The following is a 21,884-nucleotide window of genomic DNA, read 5'->3' on the forward strand; positions in this document are numbered from 1 at the left end:
CGCATTTCGCACGGCCGGGTAACGCAACGGTCCACCTGATTGGGGGGTGAGGGGAAGGCTGCGCGATCTGGAACGCCTTACCGACCTTGATCCCGACGAGACGCGATGCGCGAAGTTTTCACTTCGCCTCGGCGCAGTCTTTGCGGAAAATGCAGTCAGCTTTTCAGTATGGCGCATCAGGCGTCGGCCCGTCTGAACAGGTTGGCGGCAAAAACACCGCCACGTATCTATCTTGCTGCCGGACCGACGCGGCGCCAAAGCACCGGTCGGTTGTCGTACCGCGTGGCCGCAGGGCCGGGACAATCGGTTACGACCTCTCCAGCCGCCCCCGGGTGCGAAATGGTAACCTGGGAACGGATGCTTCCCAAACCTGAAAAACACTCTTCAATTGGGCCGCGCGTTGCGCTGGCTGTGGAGGGATCAGGAAACGCCGGAACTTCGCACAATCCGAAGCCCTACGCTGCACCGGGAAGCTGAACGCGACACAGCCTTGAGTTTAACCGTCAGCATTAACTTACATACGTGGATTGTCTGCCGCTTGCAAGGGAGAGCATCGCCGCCCAGGCAACGTCTTCCGAGCAATAGCCGTTAACAAATTAAGTCCGGATTAACCGTACGGTTCTATTGCGGTTGAGGGCAGCTCGGAGGCAAGGGTTCGTTGGCGGGCCGCGCAAATCAAGGAATCGTCTGGCTAAGCGCCATAGCGCTATTGTTTCCTGGCGCGGCTTCACTTGCCGTCGGGAACGATTCCGTTCGCCCGGAGGTCGCGGGCGATTTTCCGGTCGCCTCCGACGTGCGGCTCGCGGGCGACCTGAAACAGACCCGCTTCATTCTCGATCTCGATAAGAAAATCGATATTCACGCCTTTCTGCTGACCGATCCTTATCGGGCCGTGATCGATATTCCCCAAGTCAGTTTTCGCCTTGCAAACAAGGCCGGGGAGGCCGGACGCGGCCTGATCAAGGCGTTCCGCTATGGCTTGGTGATGCCGGGCGGATCGCGGATCGTCTTCGATCTCGCGGGACCTGCAAAAATCGAGAAAGCTTACGTGCTTGACGCCGCGAACGGACAGCCCTCGCGCCTGGTTGTCGAACTGGAGGCCGTCGACCGTGCCGCATTCAACCGCCTATTGACGAGGTCGAGCAACCCCGAGCCGGCGAAAGATGCCGATTCTTCAGGTCCCGTTGCCGACAAGCCCGCCAGCTTGACCGGGCTCGCAGACGGGCGTCTCGTGGTCGTTCTCGATCCTGGCCATGGCGGAATTGATAATGGAACCCAAGCTTCAACGGGAGAGGCTGAAAAGGATCTGGTGCTTGCTTTTGCGGTGGCTTTGCGCGACCGCATAGAGCAGGGCGGCAAGTTCCGTGTGGTCATGACGCGGACCGACGACACCTTCATCCCGCTGGCTGAGCGCGTGCGGGTCGCCCGGAACAAGGGCGCTGCATTATTCGTATCGATTCATGCTGACGCTTTGCCACGCCACGAGGGCGATGCGCGGGGCGCAACGATATATACGCTGTCGGACAGGGCGTCGGACCGCGAGGCGGAACGGTTGGCCGAAGCCGAGAACAAGGCGGACGCCATCGGCGGTGTCGATCTGACCGAGGAGCCGACCGAGGTGGCCGATATCCTGATCGACCTCGCACAACGGGAAACACGCACGTTTTCAAATCGCTTCGCTCAGCTGTTGATGAGTGAGATGAAAATCTCCACCCGGATGCACAAGCACCCGCTGAAGTCAGCCGGATTCAGGGTGCTGAAAGCTCCCGATGTACCGTCGGTGCTGGTTGAGCTCGGTTATGTTTCGAATAAAGCAGATCTCCGCCAGATGACGTCGGAAGAGTGGCGTTCCAAGACGGTCCGTTCGGTCGCGAAGGCCGTCGAGACATTCCTTGCGAAAAGGACGGTGTCAGTCGCCCCGACGGACCCGAAATGAAAAGTGGCGCATTGTCGGTGGGAAGCCCTAGTTTGGACACAGCGTCCGCCCTATAGAAAGCTGTCGTAAGTTTGCAGAATCGGCCAGAGCCGGCATACCTAATCTGCGGCTGCTTCGACGAACGAAACGCGTCCGGGCGGCGACATGGCTTGCGGTCGCCGATATCGTCAGGCCCGGGTAACGAACGGACATTCGATAATGCGCTTGCTGCTGCGATTCACCGGCTTTCTGTTTGCAGCGGGAACCATCCTGTTTCTGGTCGGGGTCGCGGCAGTAGCAGGATTGATCTGGCATTTTTCGAAGGATCTGCCGGACTATTCCCAGCTTCAGAATTATGAGCCGCCGGTGATGACGCGCGTCCATGCGTCCGATGGTTCGTTGCTCGGCGAGTACGCCAAGGAGCGCCGGCTCTACCTGCCGATACAGGCAGTGCCGAAGCTGGTCATCAACGCGTTCCTGGCTGCGGAGGACAAGAATTTCTATGAACACGGCGGCATCGATTACCAGGGGATGCTGCGTGCAGCGCTGCTTTATGCTCAGAATTACGGGACCAACAAGAGACCGCAGGGCGCCTCCACGATCACCCAGCAGGTCGCCAAGAACTTCCTTCTGACCAACGAGGTTTCCTTTACCCGCAAGATCAAGGAAGCGTTGCTGGCGATGCGCATCGAGCGCGCCTATTCCAAGGACAAGATCCTCGAGCTGTATCTGAACGAGATATATCTCGGTCTTGGCGCCTACGGCATCGCGGCTGCATCGCTCGTGTATTTCGACAAGTCGGTCAACGAATTGACCGTTGCCGAAGCCGCATATCTGGCGGCTCTGCCCAAGGCGCCCTCAACGCTGCATCCCGTCAAGAACCGTGAGCGCGCGATCGAACGACGCGACTATGTGATCGACCGGCTGCTGGAGAATGGCTGGATCAATCAGGCCGACGCGGAAAGGGCCCGCAAGCAGCCGCTGATGGTCGCGAGCCGAGCCAATGGGGCGCATACCTTCGCCGGTGAATATTTCGCTGAGGAGGTGCGGCGCGATTTGTTCGAGCGCTATGGCGAAAAGAAGCTCTACGAGGGAGGTCTGTCGGTCCGGACGACGCTTGACCCTGAGTTGCAGGTGATAGCGCGCAAGACCATGGCGAATGGCCTCGTTACGTATGACGAGGCTCAGGGCTGGCGTGGCCCGGTGAGCAAGCTCGACATCTCCGGCGATTGGGGGGTGAAACTCGCCGAACTCAAGTCGCTGTCCGATATCTCCCCGTGGCGAATGGCGGTCGTGCTCGAGTCCGACGACAAGTCCGCGCGGATCGGCTTCCAGCCCAGGCGCGAGCTTGGCGGCGCCGTCAGCAAGGAGCGGCAGACGGCCTTGATTACGCTTGACGGGGTGAAGTGGGCAAAGGCCGCGTCCGGGTCCACGCGAGGCCGTACGCCGACCAAGGTGTCACAAGTGCTTTCGCCCGGTGATGTGATCTATGCCGATCCGCTGATTGCAAAGGATGGCAAGATCGTCGAAGGGGAATACCGGTTGCGCCAATTGCCCGAAGTATCCGGCGCGATGGTGGCGATGGATCCGCGGACCGGCCGGGTGCTGGCAATGGTCGGCGGCTTCTCCTTCGATCAAAGCCAGTTCAATCGCGCCACGCAGGCCTACCGGCAACCTGGCTCTTCGTTCAAGCCGCTCGTCTATTCCTCGGCGCTCGACAACGGTTATACGCCTTCTACAGTTGTGGTCGACGCGCCCATTGAGATCGATCAGGGGCGTGGCTCAGGCGTTTGGCGTCCGGAAAACTACTCGAAAGAAAAATACTACGGGCCGCAAACGCTTCGCAATGCGCTGCGGCTCTCGCTCAACACCGTTACGGTTCGTTTGGCGCAAGATATCGGCATGCCGCTGATAGGCGAATACGCCAAGCGCTTCGGGGTTTACGACGAGCTGCCGAACTATCTGTCCTATGCCCTGGGAGCAGGCGAGACCACGGTGTTGCGCATGGTGACCGCTTATTCGATGTTCGACAATGGCGGCAGGCGCGTGAAGCCGACCTTGATCGACCGCATTCAAGATCGCTACGGTCACACCATCTACAAGCACGACGCGCGGGAGTGCCGCGGCTGCGATGCGCCACAAGGCTGGAAGAACCAGCCCGAACCCCAGTTGATCGATCATCGCGAGCAGGTGCTGGATTCAATGACGGCGTATCAGATCACCTCAATGATGGAAGGCGTGGTGCAGGCCGGCACTGCTACGGTCATGCGCGATGTGGGCAAGCCGATCGCCGGCAAAACCGGCACGACCAACGATCAGAAGGATGCCTGGTTCATTGGATTCTCGCCTGATCTCGTCGTCGGCATCTATGTCGGATACGACAAGCCGCGCAATCTCGGCCGTAGGGCGACTGGCGGACATCTGGCGGCTCCGATCGCGCGTGATTTCATGAAGGTTGCGCTTGCCGACAAGCCGGCTACTCCGTTTCGGATTCCTGCTGGCATCAAGCTGGTTCGCGTCGATGCCAAGACCGGTATGCGCGCAGGGCCCGGCAGCGGCAAGACCATCCTTGAAGCTTTCAAGCCCGGCACCGCGCCGCCCGACAATTATTCCGTGATCGGTGTGGCTGATGCAGACGGACGCGAGCCACAGCCGCTGCCCGACGCGGACCGCAGCTTGTTTCGGCCCGGCACCGGGGGGCTTTACTAGTCCTTCGCCGCTTCGCGGGAGCGGAGAAGACTCTATCTTTCTGACCTGAAGTGCTTTCTTTACACGAACCGGATCCATCCTCGGGTCAGGCCCGTGAGCATGCTTCGCTTGAAAACGCTATGGTCCGGTTCAACTTGGACCGGCTCCAGCCTTATGGTTTTGATGAGTACGATTGGTTTTGATGAGCACCATCCCGTTTCTACTTTGCTCGCGTAGCCTTTCCGGTATGTTCATCTTCTACACGATTGCGCTTTGCGACCTTCGCAGCTAAATCAAAATCACCAACCGTCGTTGATAATGTGGGGCCGCAGAAAAAGCCATGCGCGCTGAAATCGAAAGACTTGTCGAAGAGATCAAGCAGTCAGTCGGGCTGCTGAGGAGGCATCTTTGACATCGAAACATCGACGGCGCGTCTGGCGGAGCTGAACAAGCTCGCCGAAGATCCAGACCTCTGGAACGATCCCCAGAAGGCTCAGAAACTGATGCAGGAGCGAACGTCCCTGGAGGATTCGCTGACCGGTATCGGCAAGGTCGAGCGGGAGCTGGAGGACCAGATCGGCATGATCGAACTCGGCGAGGCCGAGAATGATCAGGCCGTCATTACCGAATCCGAAAACGCACTGAAGACCCTTAGAAAAGAGGTTGCCCGCCGCGAGCTGGAGGCTTTGCTTTCGGGAGAGGCGGATCGCTTCGATACTTATCTCGAGGTTCATGCCGGCGCGGGCGGAACCGAAAGCCAGGACTGGGCGCAGATGCTTCTGCGCATGTATGCACGTTGGGCGGAAAAGCGTGGTTTCAAGGTCGAGTATCTCGAAGAAACTCCCGGCGAAGAGGCTGGTATCAAATCAGCGACGGTTCAGATCAGCGGCCACAACGCCTACGGCTGGCTCAAGACCGAGGCAGGCGTGCATCGTCTCGTGAGAATCTCACCGTTTGATTCCAATGCACGACGCCATACGTCGTTTTCCAGCGTAGCGATTTTCCCGGTTGTGGACGACAGCATCAAGATCGACATCAAGGAATCGGATGTCCGCACCGATACCATGCGTTCCGGTGGAGCGGGTGGTCAGCATGTCAACAAAACCGAATCGGCGGTGCGGCTGACACACATCCCGACCGGGGTCGCGGTGGTTTGTCAGGCCGGGCGTTCGCAGCACAAGAATCGCGCGCAAGCCTGGGACATGCTGCGGGCAAGGCTCTACGAGATCGAACTCAAGAAGCGGGAAGAACAGGCAGCCGCTGATCAGGCTGCCAAGACCGAGATCGGCTGGGGCCACCAGATCAGATCGTACGTCTTGCAGCCCTACCAGATGGTGAAGGACCTCCGAACCGGAGTGCAAACGTCGGACACTTCGGGCGTACTCGATGGCGACCTCGACGAATTCATGGCGGCGACACTGGCCCAGAGAGCCTTTGGCACCACGCCCGGCGCCGTCGAAGACGTCGAGTGATCAGACATGGTCGTCGACGAAATTCTCGTCAAAACCATGCATACGAAGGGCCCATTGGAGACCGACCACCCCGCCTTTGATAGGCTGAATGAGCCATAGCGCCATGAGCAAGGTCACCGGCAGATAGATCGCCCATTGAACGACCAGCGGCGGCGCAAACTCTTTCTCGATCATCAGCGCCAGCGGCACTACGATGTGGCCGACGACGACGATGACGAGATAGGCAGGCAGGTCGTCGGCGCGGTGCGGGGTAAAGTCGAGTCCGCACTCCGAGCACTTGTCGGCGGTTTTCAGAAAGGAACGAAAAAGCTTGCCTTCGCCGCATCTTGGGCAGCGGCAGAAAAAGCCGCGTCTCACCGCGGCCCAGGCGTTGCGCTTTTCGCCTTCCCGGGTCCAGGTTTTAGCGGCTGTGCTCGCGGTATCGGGAGGAAGCGCCGTCATGATTTGCCCTTCTTCGGTTTGCCGGCCTTGCTCCTGCCCGGCTTGCGCGACGTCTCGCGCGGTTTGCGGCCCGGATGGACCTTCAAATCAACTTCAGGATGGCGTGCGTTCTGACTCCGCTTTGTCTTTGCTTTCCGTCCACCGCGTGCGCGGAGGGAGCGCGACCCTGCCTGAACTCCGGACAACAGTTCGAAACGCAAAGCGCCAGACAAGGGTATAGCTTCTACCAGACGAACCTCGACCACGTCACCCAGCTTGTGCGTGGAACCGCTGCGTGTGCCCACGAGAGCATGGCGGGCCTCGTCATATTTGAAGTATTCCGTGCCCAACGAGCGGATCGGGATCAGACCATCGGCGCCGGTGTCGGTCAGTTTTACAAAAAGGCCGGCGCGGGTCACTCCCGAAATCCTGCCCTCGAAGATATTTCCGATGCGATCGGCAAGGAAATGCGCGATCAGGCGATCGGCGGTCTCGCGTTCCGCCTTCATGGCGCGACGCTCGGTGACGGAAATACGCGCCGCAATTTCAGCCAGCGTCTCGGCGTTGTCGGAATCCGGCAATGCGCCGTCGCCAAGGCCGAGCGCCCGTATGAGGGCGCGGTGCACGATCAGATCTGCGTATCGCCTGATCGGGGACGTGAAATGCGCGTAGCGCCGCAGGTTGAGGCCGAAGTGGCCATAGTTCTCCGCCGAATATTCAGCCTGTGCCTGTGAACGAAGAACGACTTCGTTCACCAGCGATTCCGAGTCATGGCCTTTCACCTGACCGAGCACCCGATTGAAAAGCTCAGGCCTCAGTGTGCCGCTTTTGGCGAAGGAAACATCGAGCGTTCTCAGGAATTCGCGAAGGTTGTGAACCTTTTCAACCGTCGGTTCGTCGTGAACACGATAGATCAGCGGCAGCTCTTTCTTCTCCAGCATCTCGGCTGCGGCGACGTTTGCGAGGATCATGAATTCCTCGATCAGCCGATGCGCCTCGAGCCGGTCCGGCACGATCACACGATCGACCGTTCCGTCCTTCTTCAGCAAAATCTTGCGCTCGGGTAGTTCAAGGTCGAGCGGATCGCGCTCATCGCGCGCCCGCTTCACAAGTGCATAGGCAGCGTAGAGCGGTTTCAAAATTGGTTCGAGTAGGGGGCCGGTGATGTCATCGGGGTTGCCGTCGATGGCGGCTTGTACCTGCGCGTAGTTCAGCTTCGCCGCCGAGCGCATCAGGATGCGATGAAAAGTATGCGAACGTTTGCGTCCGTCGGAGCCGATCACCATGCGTACCGCAAGCGCGCCTCGCACTTTGCCCGGAATCAGGGAGCAGAGGTCATTAGAAATGCGCTCCGGCAGCATCGGGACCACGCGGTCAGGGAAATAAACCGAATTCCCGCGCGTCAGCGCCTCATGATCCAGCGCCGATTCAGCCCGCACATAATAAGCGACGTCGGCAATGGCGACGGTGACGATCGCGCCGCCTTTGTTGTTTGGATCGTCGTCCGGCGCAGCGTGAACCGCGTCGTCGTGATCCTTCGCATCGGGCGGATCGATGGTGACGAGTGGCAGCGAGCGCCAGTCTTCACGGCCTCGCAGAGTTGCGAGCTTCGCAGCGTCTGCCTCGCGTAGCGCGGCCGACGAGAACGCTTGAGGGATGTCATGAGCGTGGATCGCGATCAGGCTGACGGCCTTTTCGGTTGCGAGCGAACCAAGCCGCTCCTTCACCTTGGCGGAATCAAGTCCGAAACCGCGGGTTCGCACCAGTTCGACACTGACGAGATCGCCGTCCTCCGCGTCCGCGCTGTCGGCTTTCGCGATGTTCAATTCACGCCCCGCCTGCTTCTTGTCGACCGGAACGAGGCGGCCGCCGCCTTGGGGCAAGGCGCGATAGATGCCGAGCACACGCGCGCGGGTGTGATCGATCACTCTGATGACGCGAGCGCTATAGCGTTCGGATTGGTCGGGCTCGATCGCTTCGATGCGCAGCAGCGCACGGTCGCCGACGCCGGCCACGGTGCCGGGCTTTGCGCGGCGCGGAACGTGAATGCGGATTTTCGGAGGGGTGCCTGCTTCCTCGTCCCACTCGGTGGGCGTCGCCAACAGTTCGCCGTCGCTGTCGCGTCCGGTGATGTCCGCCATCAGCGTCGGCGGCAGCGTTTCCGCCTGACGCAGCTTGCGGCCTCGTTTGACGATGGTGCCGTCGTCCGCGAGATCGCGCAGGATTTTCTTCAACGCGACGCGATCGGCGTTCTTCAAGCCGAATTCGTGGGCGATCTCGCGCGTCCCGGCCCGGCCGGGATGCGCGCGGATAAAAGCGACGATGGTCTCACGGTCCGGAAAATTCCTGGCGCTGGGTTTGCTCACGTCAGCCGTTCTTGCCAGCGCTCTTTTTTGCGGGCGGCTTCACGTTGAGCGGCGGCTTGGCCGCAGCGATCGAACCACGCGCTTTGCTCACAGCGTCAGACTTCAGCTTTGTAGAGGCCTGTTTCGAAGCTGCCTTCTTGGCCGGCTTTTTTGCTGCCGCGCCGGTTTTGCCGGCCTTTTCAGTTTGCGCGGGCTTGGCTTTCTTCGCCGCACGTTTCGGCTTGCCGCCGCCCTTGGCTGCGCGCTCGTCGATCAGCGCAATGGCCTCCGGCAGCGTAATGGTGTCCTGCGTCTTGTCGCTGGGAATTGTGGCGTTGATGCCGCCTGCCGCGACATAAGCGCCATAACGTCCGCTTTTCACGGCCACGGGGCCTAGTGTCGGATGATCGCCGAGGGGCTTGCCGGGATCAGCGCCAAAGCGCCGGCTCGGTCCCTTGGCAACTTTCTCCGCGATCAGGGTCACGGCGCGGTTGAGGCCGATGTCGAACACCTCGTCGCCGGCTTCAAGACTCGCATAGGTTTTCTCATGCCGGACGAACGGGCCGAAGCGGCCGATGCCTGCCGTGATCGGTGCGCCGGTCTCCGGATGCTTGCCAATCTCACGCGGAAGCGAAAGCAGCTTCACGGCTAGGTCCAACTCCATGTCGGCGGGCGACGTATTTTTCGGGATTCCCGCGCGCTTCGGCTTTTCGCCCTCTGCGTAGTCGGTAGCCTCGCCGAGCTGGATGTAAGGTCCGAAGCGGCCCGACTTGACCGCGACATCGAGGCCGCTCTCCGGATCCTTTCCGAGAACACGGTCTCCGCCGGCGTCGCCGTCGGCGGCGAGGGGACGGGTATAGCGGCAATCCGGATAGTTGGAGCAACCGACGAAGGCGCCGAACTTTCCGGCCTTGAGGTTCAGTCGTCCGGTTCCGCAGGTGGGGCACTGGCGCGGATCGCCGCCATCTTCGCGCGGCGCATAGATGTGCGGCCCAAGCATGTTATCGAGCACATCAAGCACTTCGGAAACGCGGACATCCTTGATTTCATTGACCACGCCGATGAAGTCGTCCCAGAAATCCTTCAGGACCTGCTGCCACGATATTTCGTTGTTCGAAATGCGATCGAGCTGTTCCTCGAGATTGGCGGTGAAGTCGTACTCGACATAGCGCGCGAAGAAGTTCTCCAGGAATGCGATGACGACGCGGCCCTTGTCTTCGCCATAGAGCCGCTTTTTCTCGAGTTTGACGTAGCCGCGATCCTTGAGCACCTGCAGGATCGAAGCGTAGGTCGAAGGCCGGCCGATACCGAGCTCCTCCATGCGCTTGACCAGTGAGGCTTCCGAGAAGCGCGGCGGCGGTTCCGTGAAGTGCTGGGTAACGCTGAGGTCTTCGCGCTTCAACGCTTCGCCTTCGCTCATGGCGGGAAGGCGACGGCCGTCCTCGTCTTCCTCATCGTCGCGGCCTTCCTGATAAAGCGCCAGGAAGCCATCGAACTTGATGACCTGACCGCTGGCGCGCAACTCCAGCGTGCGCGCCCCGGCCCGGGCCGCAATATCTACCGTGGTCCGCTCCAGCTCTGCTGATTCCATTTGGCTGGCGATGGTTCGGATCCAGATCAGCTCATAAAGCCTGGCCTGATCGGCATCGAGACGCCGCTTCATATCCGACGGCCGGCGTGACAGGTCGGTCGGCCGGATCGCCTCGTGGGCCTCCTGAGCGTTCTTGGCCTTAGTCTGATACTGGCGAGGTGCGTCCGGCACGTAGGCGTTGCCATAATCCTCGCCAATGACCTTGCGCGCTTGCGTGATCGCCGAGCCATCGATCTGCACGCCATCCGTTCGCATGTACGTGATGAGGCCCGTGGTCTCGCCGCCAACGTCTATGCCCTCATAGAGGCGTTGCGCGATCCGCATCGTATGCGCCGGTGCGAAGCCGAGCTTGCGGCTGGCCTCCTGCTGCAACGTCGAAGTGGTGAAGGGCGCCTGGGGATTACGTCGCGCCGGTTTGGCTTCGACCGTCGATACGGTGAAGTTCGCTGCCTCGATCGCCTTCCTGAACTCGTCGGCCTCGGCGCCGCTTCCGATGTCAAGCCGTTGGATTTTCTTGCCGTCCGCCCCGACCAATCGTGCTTCGAAGGTTTCGCCACGGGGTGTGGCGAGTGTCGCCACCAGCGACCAGTATTCGCGCGGAACGAATTTCTCGATCTCGAGTTCACGGTCGCAAACCAGGCGCAGAGCAACCGATTGAACGCGGCCGGCCGATCGGGCGCCGGGCAGCTTGCGCCACAGTACCGGAGAAAGTGTAAATCCGACCAGATAGTCGAGCGCACGGCGCGCCATGTAGGCATCCACCAGCGCGCCGTCGATCTGGCGCGGACTCTTCATGGCTTCGGTCACGGCTTGCTTGGTGATGGCGTTGAAGACGACGCGCTCGATCTTCTGGTCCTTCAGCGCGCGCTTCTGTTTGAGTACTTCGAGCACATGCCAGGAGATCGCTTCGCCTTCGCGATCAGGGTCGGTGGCGAGAATGAGCTTGTCGGCCCCCTTGAGCGATTTGGCGATGTCATTGAGTCGGCCGGCGGCCTTCGGGTCAACTTCCCAAATCATCTGGAAATTAGCATCAGGATCAACGGATCCATTTTTGGCCGGAAGGTCCCGAACGTGGCCGAAAGACGCTAGCACCTCATAGGAAGCTCCCAGATACTTGTTGATCGTCTTCGCCTTTGCGGGCGACTCAACAATGACGATATTCATGTTATTCCAATATCTTATTGATAAATTTCAAACCGATTCGCGAGAGACGCTCCGGCTGTTTCGGGGCGAACATGGGTGCAGCATGGCGCGAAGTCAAATAGACTTATGTGAAACCCCTCAGCCCGTTTACATCTAGAAATTGTATTCGACATAGAATATAAATCTATGGTTGTTTTATCGTGCAAGGTTAGGGGCGCTCGATGTAGTTCCGCCCTGGCATGATGAGAAGGGTTCTCGGGGGATGATGGGACGACCAAACCGGAGCGAGAAATCTAGCGATCACGAGTCGCGCTTGGGCGAACCCGCCGGCGACGGTGGTCCGAACGAAGCCGCGCGCTATCTGGCTGGTGCGGTTGCCAATCTGGCGCTGATTGCGCGGCGTCATGGGCTGGACACCCTCTGCTTTCTGCTCGATATGGCGCAGATGGAGGCTGAAGATATTGTCCGACTCAGTGCCGCGCGAGATCAAGGCTGACAAGACGGCACGATCCGGGTGCCACACGTCAGGCCCGAGCCCAGAAAGAGCTTCATGGCGCTTCCGGAGCATGATCCCGAAAAGTGGAAACCGGCTTTCGGAAAAGATCATGCTCAAACAAGAAGATGAGCGACAAGTCTGATTCAACGCAGTTGAAACAGACTCTAGCGAAGCTGGTCCTCGGTCCTGGCTCGAGGATGGAATCCGGATCGCGTGAAGAAAACGCGCCAAATCAGAAGGCCAAAGTCTTTCCCCGTTTCTGTGAGGCGGTGAAGGACTTTAATGAAAAGCAGGTCGTAACGCCGGTTGGCTTCCCGGAATGGCGCGTTTCGCAGCGCTTGCATCGATCGAGATCGATTGCAGGTTGTCATCAATAGAATGACGCGTCCCATCCGCTGGCTGGATTTGCTGCGGTAGAGGAAGAGCCGCGCGGAGCGGCACTGCGGGCTTCTCCTGGATCGCAAAAAAATTCCGTGCGGGGAGTGGAAACCTGCCGGTGACGTTGTCGATAGCGGCCGTCGATTGAGGCGGCCAAGCGGCTTTTCCCTGCAACAGTGGTACGGCTTCGCGAACGAAGCGCTGAGACCGGTCGAAAACCTCCGGCAAAAGAAGGAGCTGTCCTTGATTCAAGCGCGAGCTGGAGATTGCCGGAGCAGGGAGGGCGCCGGCATCGGCAAAGCTGAAAGCCGGCACCTCCGGCGCATGCGGGATCGCGACAGTGGCCGGCGCAGAATGCATCCGCCAATTTTGCGGTTCCGTGGCCGTCTTCGGCCGGTTCGGCATGGTCGGCACGACGTGAACGATGCGGTAGCCCCGCTCCTTCAAAGTTCGGAGGATCCTAGGAAGCGCAGCTACTGTCCGCGCCTGGATATCGTGTAATAGCAAAATACCTTTGCCCTTGGCTTCGATGCGGCTGATTGCGAGTTGATAGACGCGCTCGGCTGAGACGTGCCGCCAGTCGTCAGCCGGGAAATCGGCACTCCAGAGTTGAATGCCATTCGAAGCCAAATAATCCTCGACGCCCTTCGCCCGCAAGAGACCGGGAATCCGCATGAATGGGGCCACAGCCGCAGGATCGCCCAATGCCACTGCCGCCGAAGCAATCCCGTCGTCAATTTCCTGTCGAGCGCGTTCGATCGGCATCCGATTCATGCTGAGCAGATGATTCTGCGAATGCGTGCCGATGGAATGTCCGGCCGCAAGCACTCGGCGGAGATATTGCGGATAGTCGCGCGCCATCCGTCCGACCGTGAAGAAGGTCGCCTTTACGCACTCATGAGCGAGGATATCGAGAACCTGGAGGCTGTGGGGCGGCAACGGGCCGTCATCGAAGGTCAGCACCACTTCGTGGTCGCGAAGCGGCAAAGTTTCCTGATACTGCATGGTGCCGATACGTGGATGTTCCCGAGGGTCCACGACCAGCGTCCGAGAAGTTCCGAGGGCATTGGGATTGCCAGGGCAATCGCCGGCCAGAGCTGGGAAAGCCGGAAACTCAAGCGTGGCGGCGAGCAGACCGAGCCAAAGAATCCACCGGAGCCTCCGCCGGAGTCCTTTTGATATCCCTGCCATTCGAGAACACCTTCGCACCATCCATTCCGGCCGAAACTACGGGCCGCCGATGAATGCAGCCTTAACTCATTAGCGGACGGTGTTCAGGATTATTGTCGGCGTTCACATGCTCGTCCGTCCTTTTCGGCCCGGTACGACGTGCCCGACGCGGTAATCGTTTACGCGCATGTTTACGCGTGTATCGCTGTGTTGAGTATAGTCTATTGGTGAACACAGGTCCCCCTCCTGTTCATCGGACCTTAACGCACATCGCGGAGGATCTATGTCAGTCGGAGGGGTAATGCAGCGTTTGCGTTTGAAAGCTGACGGCCGGATCGTGGAAATCCGCGATGGGAAAGAGTTTCCGCTTTCACCTTCCACTCATATGGGCGCCGCTTCGAATGTTGCGCCGGCCTTGGTGCCTGAAGTCAGAAGCCTGCGTCGGCGGGCGCGGCTAACCCAGGTCGAGTTCGCCGCGCGGCTGGGCGTTCCCGTTGAAACCATTCGCAACTGGGAGCAGGGCAAGCGGATACCGCGCGGACCCGCGCGCGCGCTTCTCGCAGTCGTTGCACATGCGCCCGAAACCGTGTTCGCCGCTCTCGATGGTCATATCGACTGAACGTGCGTGCGCGGTGCTGGAAGGCAATGACGCACACATTCCGGCAATCGGATTGGACCCTGAAATTTCGCGAGCGGACCTTATGCGCGTCTCGTGAAGCAGGTGCTTAAATTCGAGCTGTCGTCGAACATCGAGATTTCGAGTCCCGCTTCTGGTTCAATCAGAATCGGAAAAAGGCTCTAACTCTCCGGACGTGCGATGACCGCCGCCGTTGATTTCGGCCGGAAGATCACGCATGGATTCGAACTTCCTCTGCTCGCCGGCCGATGACATGTTCTTCGTGTTGTCCAAAATCCTGGGCTTCGTCGCATTTCCGTCCAACGCGATCGCACTCGCATGCGGCCTTGGTCTTTGCCTGACTGCGATAAGATGGCGTCGCACGGGCCTCGGCTTGCTGACGGCGGGAATCGCCGCGCTCCTGATCTTCGGCTATTCGCCGCTCAGCAACGTGTTGCTGTTGACGTTATCTGAACGGTTTCCGCCGTGGCATTTTGACGGCCGCGCCCCCGACGGCATCATCATCCTCGGCGGGTCGATCCAGCCGCCGCTCTCCGTCGCTCGACAAACAGTGGAGATCGATGGGGCGGCGGAGCGGGTCATCGGTGGGCTTGAACTGGCGCAGCGTTTTCCCGAGGCACGTGTTGTCTACAGCGGGGGAAGCGGTCAACTGACCGAAGGCTCCGCCCGGGAGGCGCCGATTGCTGGTTCTCTGTTCGAACGTTTTGGGATTACGCCGGAAAGAATTGTTCTCGAAAACGAGTCGCGGACCACTTATGAAAACGCACGCTTCAGTCGGGAACTGGTCGCTCCGAAACCCGGCGAGCGCTGGTTGCTGGTGACATCGGCCTATCACATGCCGCGGTCGATCGGCGTGTTTCGCAAGGCGGGCTTCGAGGTCGAACCCTATCCGGTCGACTGGCGCACGCGGGGCTGGATCGACGCGTGGAGGCCCTTCAACAGGCTGACAACGGGTCTTGCCTGCGCCGATATCGCCGTCCACGAATGGGTCGGCCTGCTGGCGCACTGGATGGCGGGCCGCAGCGACGCACTCTTTCCAGGACCGCGGCGATAAATAATGAGGCGTTCAGTCCAATCGCGGTAAGCCCACCCTGTATACCCCGCGAAAGTCCAGGGGATCGGCCGGCTTGCCTCTGCGATAAATCACGAGACGTCCGGATTGAGCCAGCGCCACCGCCGCGCGCCGGATCGGCATCATCAGATTGCGCCAGTCAGATTCCGCGGCAATTGCCTGCGCAAGCTCCGGCGCGCTCAGCGTTCTGGTAACGTCGCGCGTCAAGACCTTCAGAATGTCATCTTCAAGGCGGAGCGTCGAATGCGAATCTTGCGTGGTCATGGATCAATGCCATGTCGCAATGACGGATGCTCTGCAAGAGCGATCCTCCGGTAGTATGGGGACTCACTCGAAATCATTGCACACGGAACCAAGATCGCTCGTTATGATGGCGGCATGGGTAGTGCGACTGGCGGAACGATGAAATCGCAGGTGTTCATACGCTCCGCCGCTGCGTCTATTGCCGCTCACATGGCTTTGGCAGCCAGCCTCTTCTTGGCCGAGGCGCCCCCGTTCGACGACGTTCCGCCGCGGCTGATGGCGGTCGATATCGTTTCGTCGAAGGAGATTCATTCTCCCGCAAAGGAGGATCTTCCGAAACCGTCGCAAACTAACCCGCCTGATAGCTTTGATAGTCCGGACAATAAACCGCAAGCAGATACCAAGGCTGCCGAGATTCCGCCGCCATCGTCCGATGCGCCCGAACCAGATATCAGCTCGAAATATGGGGTTCTGCTTGGCTTTCCGGCGAGTCAAACCGACGACGACAGCGGCGCCGCGGAAGCCATCAGGGCGGATATTTCGGCGATGGACACCGCGCAGTTCCGGCGTCATTTCAAAACCTGTTCGAAAATGCCCGCGTCGGTCTCGCCAAGCGACAATATTCGCATCGTGCTGCGCGTGCCGTTCACCATCGATGGGACAATCGCCGCGCCGCCTGCCTTGATCGAGGCCAGCGCGTCGGCGAAAGGGCTTGCCTTGATGAAGGGCGCGATCAAGGCGCTGATGGCGTGTCAGCCTTACGCAATGTTTCCGCCAGACAAATACGACCAGTGGAAGGTCCTTGATCTCAGCTTCACGCCGCGCGATTTCTCGGGCAGCTAAACGCAAGGACTGTGGCGCCTATGGCGTGGTTCGGCGGCGTGCGTGGTTTGCCGATGCAGGAGCAGAATTCATGACGCTGGCGCTCGTGATCGGGAATAAGAATTATTCGTCATGGTCGATGCGGCCCTGGCTGGCGCTCAAGGCCAGCGGTATCGCCTTTGAAGAGCGATTCATTCCCCTCTACACAAACCAAGCCGACAAACAGCGCATCCTCGATATAACCCCCGCCGGCAAAGTTCCGGCACTGATCGATGGCGAGGTGACCATTTGGGATTCGCTTGCGATTATTGAGTATGTCGCCGAACGGTTTCCGGAGGCAGGTTTGTGGCCGGAAACCCCCGCCAGCCGCGCGCACGCACGGTCGATCTCGGCGGAAATGCATTCCGGCTTTTCGGCGTTACGCCGCGAATGCGGAATGAACTTGCATCGGCCGATACGCGCAAAGCCACTTTCCGACAATGCCCGCGCCGACATCGCCCGTATCCAGGAGCTTTGGACAAATTGCCGTCAGAGAGCCGCGAAGGCCGGGCCGTTCCTGTTTGGAACTTTCGGTGCGGCCGATGCCATGTATGCACCGATAATCCATCGTTTCCGGACCTATGCGATCGATGTGTTCCCCCCGGTGCGGGAATACATGGATGCGATGATGGCGCTGCCTGCCTTTCGCCAGTGGACCGAGGAGGGGCTCGCAGAAACCCTGGTGATCGAGAAATTCGAGATCGATTGAGTTCGCGTCCACGCAAGGCCCAACCGCCGGCCGGCCCGTCAGTTTACCGTCACCGGACGGCAGACCGCGCCCACAACCCTGACTCGCGAACTCCTTCGGGTAACAACCTCAATGCATTTACGTTACTGGAAAATCTGCGAAATTGGCCATTTCGCCGTGTCGTTTTGACTCGCCAAGCGCCTCGGCTGCGTGCTATAGCAGCCCAAAAATCCTGACCGGCTGCACGCGCTGTAGCGCGGAAGGGTCAGTATTGGCATCGATGGAGAAGGCGTTGAAGCATAAATTTCTCGTTGGAGAAACAGTCATTTTCACGGCGAGCAACGTGGCCCGGCCGGCTGCGAGCGGCACTTACGAAGTGATCCGGCAGCTTCCCACTGATGGCGACGACTTTCAGTACAGGATCAAAAACTCAGCCGAGGCTTTCGAACGCGTCGCAAAGGAAAGTCAGCTCGCCGCTTGCTGAAAACAACGGCACCATTGAGCTAGTTTGCCCAGAAACCTCCGCAATGGATCGATTCGGGCCGATTTTGCCGTATTCCCGGATCATGGAGTAGCGGGGCCGCATTGTCGTTCGCCGATTGTTTATGCCGGCCCCACGGTTCGGCATAAGGGCATCGAGCATGAACTGGACATCACTCGATCAATTCTGGCGTTCGCCGGCATTCCCCACGGGGCTGACGCTCGCCGCGGCGGTTTTCTTCGCGTTCATTTTGTTTCTGACGCTCATTCGTGCCGAAAAGTCGGTTGCAAACGGCGTTTTGGCGATCGTCACGTTGCTGGCTATCGGAGTTGCGGCGGCTGTTTCGCTTCGCGGCTTCGACTCGGACGGAGGGCGGTTGGATTCGAAGAACCGGCACGCACCGGCGAACGTTGCGATGCCCGCGTTGTCCTGTATCGATGGGCTGGCTGGCGAATTGGTTGAAAGCGCATGCGAGAAGGCGCTGTTCGGTATGCCCGATGCGGCGGCGGCCGCTGTTTCCTATGTCGCTTCGGAAATCAGCAGACTAAAATCGTTCGGCGACGTCGCTACCGCCAATAGCGCCATGTCGCCGGAATTGGAGGCGCTGCGGCGGGCGATCGAGCGTGACCGTTATGGTCTGGTAGCCCATGTGCTGGTTGCGCGCGATCATTGCCAGCCATCAAACTGTCCTGCTTTTCAGTCGCTGACTGATCACAGCCGGATCGCAGCGAACATGGAGGAAGAGCTCTACGAGAAGCTGGTGACGCGTTACGCATCATCCTGGAACGGGGCAGCGGCAATGACGCAGACCGCCGAACCCGATACGCCGCCGACGCCGGCGCTCGCATCGGAGCCCACCGGCAAGCCGACGACCATCGACTATCCGACCGCCGCATCCATTCCGCCGGTTAATATCATGACGCCCGAGCCGGCGACAGGTACAGCGGCGGCCGCGCAAACGGTTCCGAAGCCGCGGCCGGCCGCGAAAAAGCCGCCTGCACCGAAACCACACACGGCGCCGCCCGTTCGTCTTACGCCCGCGCCATCAGCGCAGAACTGACGTATCGCCCCAATCGCTGACATGCATCTGAACCTCGTCAAACTTGCTGTGGGCTGCGAATCCATAAATGAGCTCAAGAGCTGGATCGCCGAGCGCATGAAGCAGGCGATCCGGAAAGGACTGCCGCCCCATCATATCCATGTCACGCGGATGACACCGAAACGCGGCGAAGAATTGCTCGCGGGCGGTTCGCTTTATTGGGTCATCAAGGGCGAAATCGCGGCGCGGGAAAAGCTGATCGGCATCGAGCCGTTTCGCGACGGGGAGGGCGTCGGTCGATGCCGTTTGGTCATGGAGCCGGAGGTGGTCGCGGTCAGGCCGCGCCCAATGCGCCCGTTTCAGGGGTGGCGCTATCTATCGGATGCGGATGCTCCTCCCGACCTCGGCAACAACTCCGCGAGCGTCGCGGCGATGCCTGAGGCGCTGCGCCGCGAGCTGCGCGATCTGGGGTTGCTGTAGGCCGGAACAAGCGGGCGGGTGGACGAGAGCCTTTTCGAGCGAAGCATGTCCTCGGCTTGACCCGGGGATGGATACCGGTTCGCGGACAGAAAACGCATTAAATCAAAATCATAGAGCCCGCTTCTGATTTAGAAGTGGAAGATTCTAAACGCCGATATTATCGATCAAACGGGTGGTCCCAATTTTCGCCGCGACCAGGAGCCTGACTGGACCATCCTTTATCGAGTGGATTGGTGACAGCGTCTCGGCGTGGCGAGCTTCGAAATAATCCAGCGAGAAGCCCGCGTCCTCAATCGTTTCCGCCGCATCGGCCATGACGGCCTCGAGATCCTTGCCATTCCGCAACTGCTCAGCCGCTTTCTTCATGGTGCGATAGAGCGTCGGCGCAACGGCGCGCTGCTCGATCGACAGGTAGATGTTACGTGACGACATCGCGAGCCCGTCTCGTTCGCGCACGATCGGAATTCCGATAATTTTCACGCCGAGATCGAGATCGGCCGCCATTCTCGTCACAACCTTGAGTTGTTGGTAATCCTTCTGACCAAACAGGGCAATATCGGGCCGGCATTGGATGAACAGCTTGCCGACTACAGTCGTGACGCCACCGAAAAAATGCGGCCGGAAACGATCTTCAAGACCCGCCGTGGCCGGTCCTTCAGTCAATATCCGCGTTGCGAAGTCCTGCGGATACATTGTTCTGACGTCCGGATGCCATACCAGGTCGACCTTTGCATCGGCGAGTTTGGCCAGGTCGGCCTTCCAGGTTCGCGGGTACGATCCGAAATCTTCATGCGGCGCGAACTGGGTCGGGTTGACGAAGATCGAAACAACAATCCTGGATGCGCGCCGCTTTGCCTGACGCAACAGCGCCAAATGTCCTTCGTGAAGCGCACCCATGGTCGGCACCAGGGCAATGGTGGCTCGCCGCGCCCGCAGGCGCTTCAAGGCGAGGCGCAGCGAGGAAGGCGTGCGGACGACGGCGGGGGCGGTTGGCATTTGCTGTTCGGCGAATGGATCTCAGGGCGCGCGCTTTGCTGCCGCGAAAAGCGGACCTTATCAGGCTCGATCCGGCATCGCCATCAAACGCAGCCGGATTTCGAGCGATTGAGATGGCGACGGCGTGCGATGCTAGCCCTGTGGGCGGCGCCATGCTGTAACGCAAACGTCGTTTTCCGCATCGAGCATCCGGACCTCGCGAGGCTGAAGTCCATGTGCCTCCAACACGGCTTGCGGAGAACTATCAGGAACGCCAGGAAAGCAGCCTTCGCCTCCTGGCAATCTCACGTGCGGAGCTTCCGACAGCCAGAACGTATCATAACGATCGAGAAACATTTCGAAAACTAAAGGTCCACCGATGATCGCGGCCGTTCCGGCGCGCACTCCGGCATGGGCGCAGGCCTCATCGAATGACGCGCCGGCGGGATTCCATAAGATCGCCTTTTCGTTTTCGGGATCACGTTCGAGGCCGGCGACGCGATGGGTGAGTATGATCCTTTTGCGAAGCGGAGAGTTGGGCTGATCCTCAAACGAATTGCGCCCGTGAACGACGACAGCCGCGCTATCTAGTCCTGACGTGAAGAATTCGAGGTCGCCCTTGAATTTCAGCGCCTTGGGTATCACTCGGTTGGCGTCGGCAAGCATTCCGTCAGCCGACACGATAACGTAACCTTCGACACGAAGCATTTTGCGTTCCGGATCGCCGCGGACTATTCGGAAATCGTCTGGACGACGCTGTTGACCGGTCGGGAACTCACGGTCGGCAGCTTGGTGTCCTTCTTCAGTTCATCGTCATATTGCGCAAGTGTTTCGACCGGCGCCTTGGCCTTCATCTGCACGACCTTGTATCCACCGGCTTTCAGCCTGCGTAGAATCTCCGGTAGCGCCTCGGCGGTATGTTTCTGAAAATCGTGCATCAGAATGATACCCTTGCCGACCTTGTCGAGCTTCTTGAAGATGTTGTCGACCACCTGTTGGGCCTTGTGCGACCTGAAGTCGAATGAGTCGACGTCGCAGGAAAAGATCGCGATATTTCGTTCGCCGAGGTAGGTCACCATCTCCGGCGGATGCTGCAGTGCCGGAAAACGGAAAAACGGAGCAGGCGCAGTTTCGAGCGCCCATTTGACGGCGCTGAATCCTTTCTCGATCTCATCCTTGCGCTGCGCCTCGGACAGCTTCTTGTTGTTGAGATTGGCATGCGACCAAGTGTGTGCGCCGACCGTGTGCCCGGAAGCCAGGACCTGTCGCAAGATCTCGGGATGATATGTCGCGTGCTTGCCGATCGAGAAAAAGATGCCGGTGGTACATTGATCGGCAAGCGCCTTCAGCACGGCAGGCGTATTTCCGGGCCATGGACCATCGTCGAACGTCAACACCACTTCCTTGTCTCGCAGAAAGTCGAGTTGCTTGAAATGCTCGAAGCCGAAACCCGGACCGCCGGTCGTATCGATTTGGACCACGCGCGCAACACCGAGTGCATCGGGGCTTCCGTTACAGGCGACCTGCGCGCGCTTTACCCGCGCGGGAACCGGAGCGGTGGCCGTGGCAACATTCTGAGTTCCCCTGGGCGCGGGCGTCTGCGACCAGGCGACCGTGATCGCACACAACGAAACCGCACCTGCTAGGATCAGCCCAGTCGCCATGCGCATCTCGATCACCCCCAGAGGTCTCGCGGTTGAGTCGCCGCATCGTCATTCTAGCGCAGCCACGGACATCCTTTCACGGAAACGGCGTTTATCCCCAGTTGGGCTGCTTCCGCCGGAAAGCAA

19 protein-coding genes are annotated in these 21,884 nt (G+C 59.8%); 11 read left to right on the forward strand and 8 right to left on the reverse strand.

The features are described from left to right. Positions 1–658: 658 nt before the first annotated feature. The 3 genes from NB311A_RS05400 to prfB all read left to right on the forward strand — a co-directional run bounded on the left by NB311A_RS05400 (position 659) and on the right by prfB (position 6,075). Entirely contained in the window at positions 659–1,936 is a 1,278-nt protein-coding gene (locus NB311A_RS05400) for an N-acetylmuramoyl-L-alanine amidase (protein ID WP_009797450.1), read from the forward strand. 198 nt (positions 1,937–2,134) lie between these two features. Continuing rightward, entirely contained in the window at positions 2,135–4,624 is a 2,490-nt protein-coding gene (locus NB311A_RS05405) for a penicillin-binding protein 1A (protein WP_009797451.1), read from the forward strand. Between the two features lie 319 nt (positions 4,625–4,943). Next, positions 4,944–6,075, forward strand: a protein-coding gene (gene prfB, locus NB311A_RS05410; protein WP_116394714.1) for a peptide chain release factor 2 whose coding sequence is annotated in 2 segments (ribosomal slippage) — positions 4,944–5,012 and positions 5,014–6,075 — 1,131 coding nt in all. Because the reading frame shifts where the segments join, the coding sequence is not laid out codon by codon here. Here the strand turns inward: prfB and NB311A_RS05415 are convergent. Genes NB311A_RS05415 through topA form a run of 3 tightly spaced genes read right to left on the reverse strand, consistent with a single transcriptional unit; the run spans position 6,076 to position 11,595 of the window. Beyond that, on the reverse strand, positions 6,076–6,516 hold the full coding sequence (locus NB311A_RS05415; RefSeq protein WP_009797453.1) for a DUF983 domain-containing protein: 441 nt from the start codon (positions 6,514–6,516) through the stop codon (positions 6,076–6,078). Further along, positions 6,513–8,861, reverse strand: coding sequence for a ribonuclease R (rnr, locus tag NB311A_RS05420; RefSeq protein WP_009797454.1), 2,349 nt, complete (start codon positions 8,859–8,861; stop codon positions 6,513–6,515). Before rnr ends, NB311A_RS05415 begins: the two co-directional genes overlap by 4 nt. A gap of 1 nt (position 8,862) precedes the next feature. Next, entirely contained in the window at positions 8,863–11,595 is a 2,733-nt protein-coding gene (topA, locus tag NB311A_RS05425; RefSeq protein WP_009797455.1) for a type I DNA topoisomerase, read from the reverse strand. Positions 11,596–11,887: 292 nt separating this feature from the next. On the opposite strand from topA, the gene NB311A_RS20040 reads away from it, so the two are divergent. After that, the gene (locus NB311A_RS20040; protein ID WP_371256459.1) at positions 11,888–12,070 is read left to right on the forward strand and encodes a hypothetical protein; all 183 of its coding nucleotides are present in this window, start codon (positions 11,888–11,890) and stop codon (positions 12,068–12,070) included. Between the two features lie 279 nt (positions 12,071–12,349). Here NB311A_RS20040 and NB311A_RS05435 read toward each other — a convergent pair whose 3' ends face one another. After that, entirely contained in the window at positions 12,350–13,639 is a 1,290-nt protein-coding gene (locus NB311A_RS05435; protein WP_009797457.1) for a polysaccharide deacetylase family protein, read from the reverse strand. A 280-nt stretch (positions 13,640–13,919) separates the two neighbouring features. On the opposite strand from NB311A_RS05435, the gene NB311A_RS05440 reads away from it, so the two are divergent. Further along, positions 13,920–14,237: a DNA-binding transcriptional regulator gene (locus NB311A_RS05440; RefSeq protein WP_009797458.1), complete on the forward strand. Its 318-nt coding sequence runs from the start codon at positions 13,920–13,922 to the stop codon at positions 14,235–14,237. Between the two features lie 271 nt (positions 14,238–14,508). Next, positions 14,509–15,309 (forward strand): YdcF family protein, encoded by an 801-nt coding sequence (locus NB311A_RS05445; protein WP_009797460.1) that lies wholly within the window; start codon positions 14,509–14,511, stop codon positions 15,307–15,309. Positions 15,310–15,321: 12 nt separating this feature from the next. Here NB311A_RS05445 and NB311A_RS05450 read toward each other — a convergent pair whose 3' ends face one another. Continuing rightward, positions 15,322–15,591: a DUF3253 domain-containing protein gene (locus tag NB311A_RS05450; protein WP_009797461.1), complete on the reverse strand. Its 270-nt coding sequence runs from the start codon at positions 15,589–15,591 to the stop codon at positions 15,322–15,324. A 114-nt stretch (positions 15,592–15,705) separates the two neighbouring features. On the opposite strand from NB311A_RS05450, the gene NB311A_RS05455 reads away from it, so the two are divergent. From NB311A_RS05455 to NB311A_RS05475, 5 genes are all read left to right on the forward strand, one after another. After that, the gene (locus NB311A_RS05455; protein WP_245256931.1) at positions 15,706–16,413 is read left to right on the forward strand and encodes a hypothetical protein; all 708 of its coding nucleotides are present in this window, start codon (positions 15,706–15,708) and stop codon (positions 16,411–16,413) included. 70 nt (positions 16,414–16,483) lie between these two features. Next, the gene (locus tag NB311A_RS05460; RefSeq protein WP_009797463.1) at positions 16,484–17,140 is read left to right on the forward strand and encodes a glutathione S-transferase family protein; all 657 of its coding nucleotides are present in this window, start codon (positions 16,484–16,486) and stop codon (positions 17,138–17,140) included. A 259-nt stretch (positions 17,141–17,399) separates the two neighbouring features. After that, positions 17,400–17,603: a hypothetical protein gene (locus NB311A_RS22420; RefSeq protein WP_009797464.1), complete on the forward strand. Its 204-nt coding sequence runs from the start codon at positions 17,400–17,402 to the stop codon at positions 17,601–17,603. A 157-nt stretch (positions 17,604–17,760) separates the two neighbouring features. Further along, positions 17,761–18,660 carry a hypothetical protein gene (locus tag NB311A_RS05470; protein WP_009797465.1) on the forward strand — a complete coding sequence of 300 codons (900 nt, stop codon included), beginning with the start codon at positions 17,761–17,763 and terminating at the stop codon, positions 18,658–18,660. A gap of 21 nt (positions 18,661–18,681) precedes the next feature. Continuing rightward, on the forward strand, positions 18,682–19,119 hold the full coding sequence (locus tag NB311A_RS05475; RefSeq protein WP_009797466.1) for a DUF1489 family protein: 438 nt from the start codon (positions 18,682–18,684) through the stop codon (positions 19,117–19,119). Between the two features lie 144 nt (positions 19,120–19,263). Here NB311A_RS05475 and panC read toward each other — a convergent pair whose 3' ends face one another. The 3 genes from panC to NB311A_RS05490 form a co-directional block, all read right to left on the reverse strand. Then, a complete protein-coding gene (panC, locus tag NB311A_RS05480; protein ID WP_040674043.1) occupies positions 19,264–20,115 on the reverse strand; it encodes a pantoate--beta-alanine ligase in 852 nt (283 codons plus the stop codon). 132 nt (positions 20,116–20,247) lie between these two features. After that, a complete protein-coding gene (locus NB311A_RS05485; protein WP_009797469.1) occupies positions 20,248–20,802 on the reverse strand; it encodes a dihydrofolate reductase in 555 nt (184 codons plus the stop codon). A gap of 23 nt (positions 20,803–20,825) precedes the next feature. After that, positions 20,826–21,764, reverse strand: a complete 939-nt coding sequence (locus NB311A_RS05490; protein WP_009797470.1) for a polysaccharide deacetylase family protein — start codon at positions 21,762–21,764, stop codon at positions 20,826–20,828. Between the last annotated feature and the right edge of the window lie 120 nt (positions 21,765–21,884).

The sequence above is a fragment of the Nitrobacter sp. Nb-311A genome (assembly GCF_000152905.1).
In the GTDB taxonomy this organism is placed as follows: Bacteria; Pseudomonadota; Alphaproteobacteria; order Rhizobiales; family Xanthobacteraceae; genus Nitrobacter.

Bases quoted from the DNA above. Each gene is read 5' to 3' on its own strand.
- NB311A_RS05450 (WP_009797461.1), bottom strand. From the start codon at position 15,591: ATGACCACGCAAGATTCGCATTCGACGCTCCGCCTTGAAGATGACATT.
- NB311A_RS05405 (WP_009797451.1), top strand. From the start codon at position 2,135: ATGCGCTTGCTGCTGCGATTCACCGGCTTTCTGTTTGCAGCGGGAACC.
- panC (WP_040674043.1), bottom strand. From the start codon at position 20,115: ATGCCAACCGCCCCCGCCGTCGTCCGCACGCCTTCCTCGCTGCGCCTC.
- NB311A_RS05445 (WP_009797460.1), top strand. From the start codon at position 14,509: ATGTTCTTCGTGTTGTCCAAAATCCTGGGCTTCGTCGCATTTCCGTCC.
- NB311A_RS05415 (WP_009797453.1), bottom strand. From the start codon at position 6,516: ATGACGGCGCTTCCTCCCGATACCGCGAGCACAGCCGCTAAAACCTGG.
- NB311A_RS22420 (WP_009797464.1), top strand. From the start codon at position 17,400: ATGGAGAAGGCGTTGAAGCATAAATTTCTCGTTGGAGAAACAGTCATT.
- topA (WP_009797455.1), bottom strand. From the start codon at position 11,595: ATGAATATCGTCATTGTTGAGTCGCCCGCAAAGGCGAAGACGATCAAC.
- NB311A_RS05440 (WP_009797458.1), top strand. From the start codon at position 13,920: ATGCAGCGTTTGCGTTTGAAAGCTGACGGCCGGATCGTGGAAATCCGC.
- NB311A_RS05435 (WP_009797457.1), bottom strand. From the start codon at position 13,639: ATGGCAGGGATATCAAAAGGACTCCGGCGGAGGCTCCGGTGGATTCTT.
- NB311A_RS05490 (WP_009797470.1), bottom strand. From the start codon at position 21,764: ATGCGCATGGCGACTGGGCTGATCCTAGCAGGTGCGGTTTCGTTGTGT.
- NB311A_RS05455 (WP_245256931.1), top strand. From the start codon at position 15,706: ATGGGTAGTGCGACTGGCGGAACGATGAAATCGCAGGTGTTCATACGC.
- NB311A_RS05460 (WP_009797463.1), top strand. From the start codon at position 16,484: ATGACGCTGGCGCTCGTGATCGGGAATAAGAATTATTCGTCATGGTCG.
- NB311A_RS05475 (WP_009797466.1), top strand. From the start codon at position 18,682: ATGCATCTGAACCTCGTCAAACTTGCTGTGGGCTGCGAATCCATAAAT.
- NB311A_RS05485 (WP_009797469.1), bottom strand. From the start codon at position 20,802: ATGCTTCGTGTCGAAGGTTACGTTATCGTGTCGGCTGACGGAATGCTT.
- NB311A_RS05470 (WP_009797465.1), top strand. From the start codon at position 17,761: ATGAACTGGACATCACTCGATCAATTCTGGCGTTCGCCGGCATTCCCC.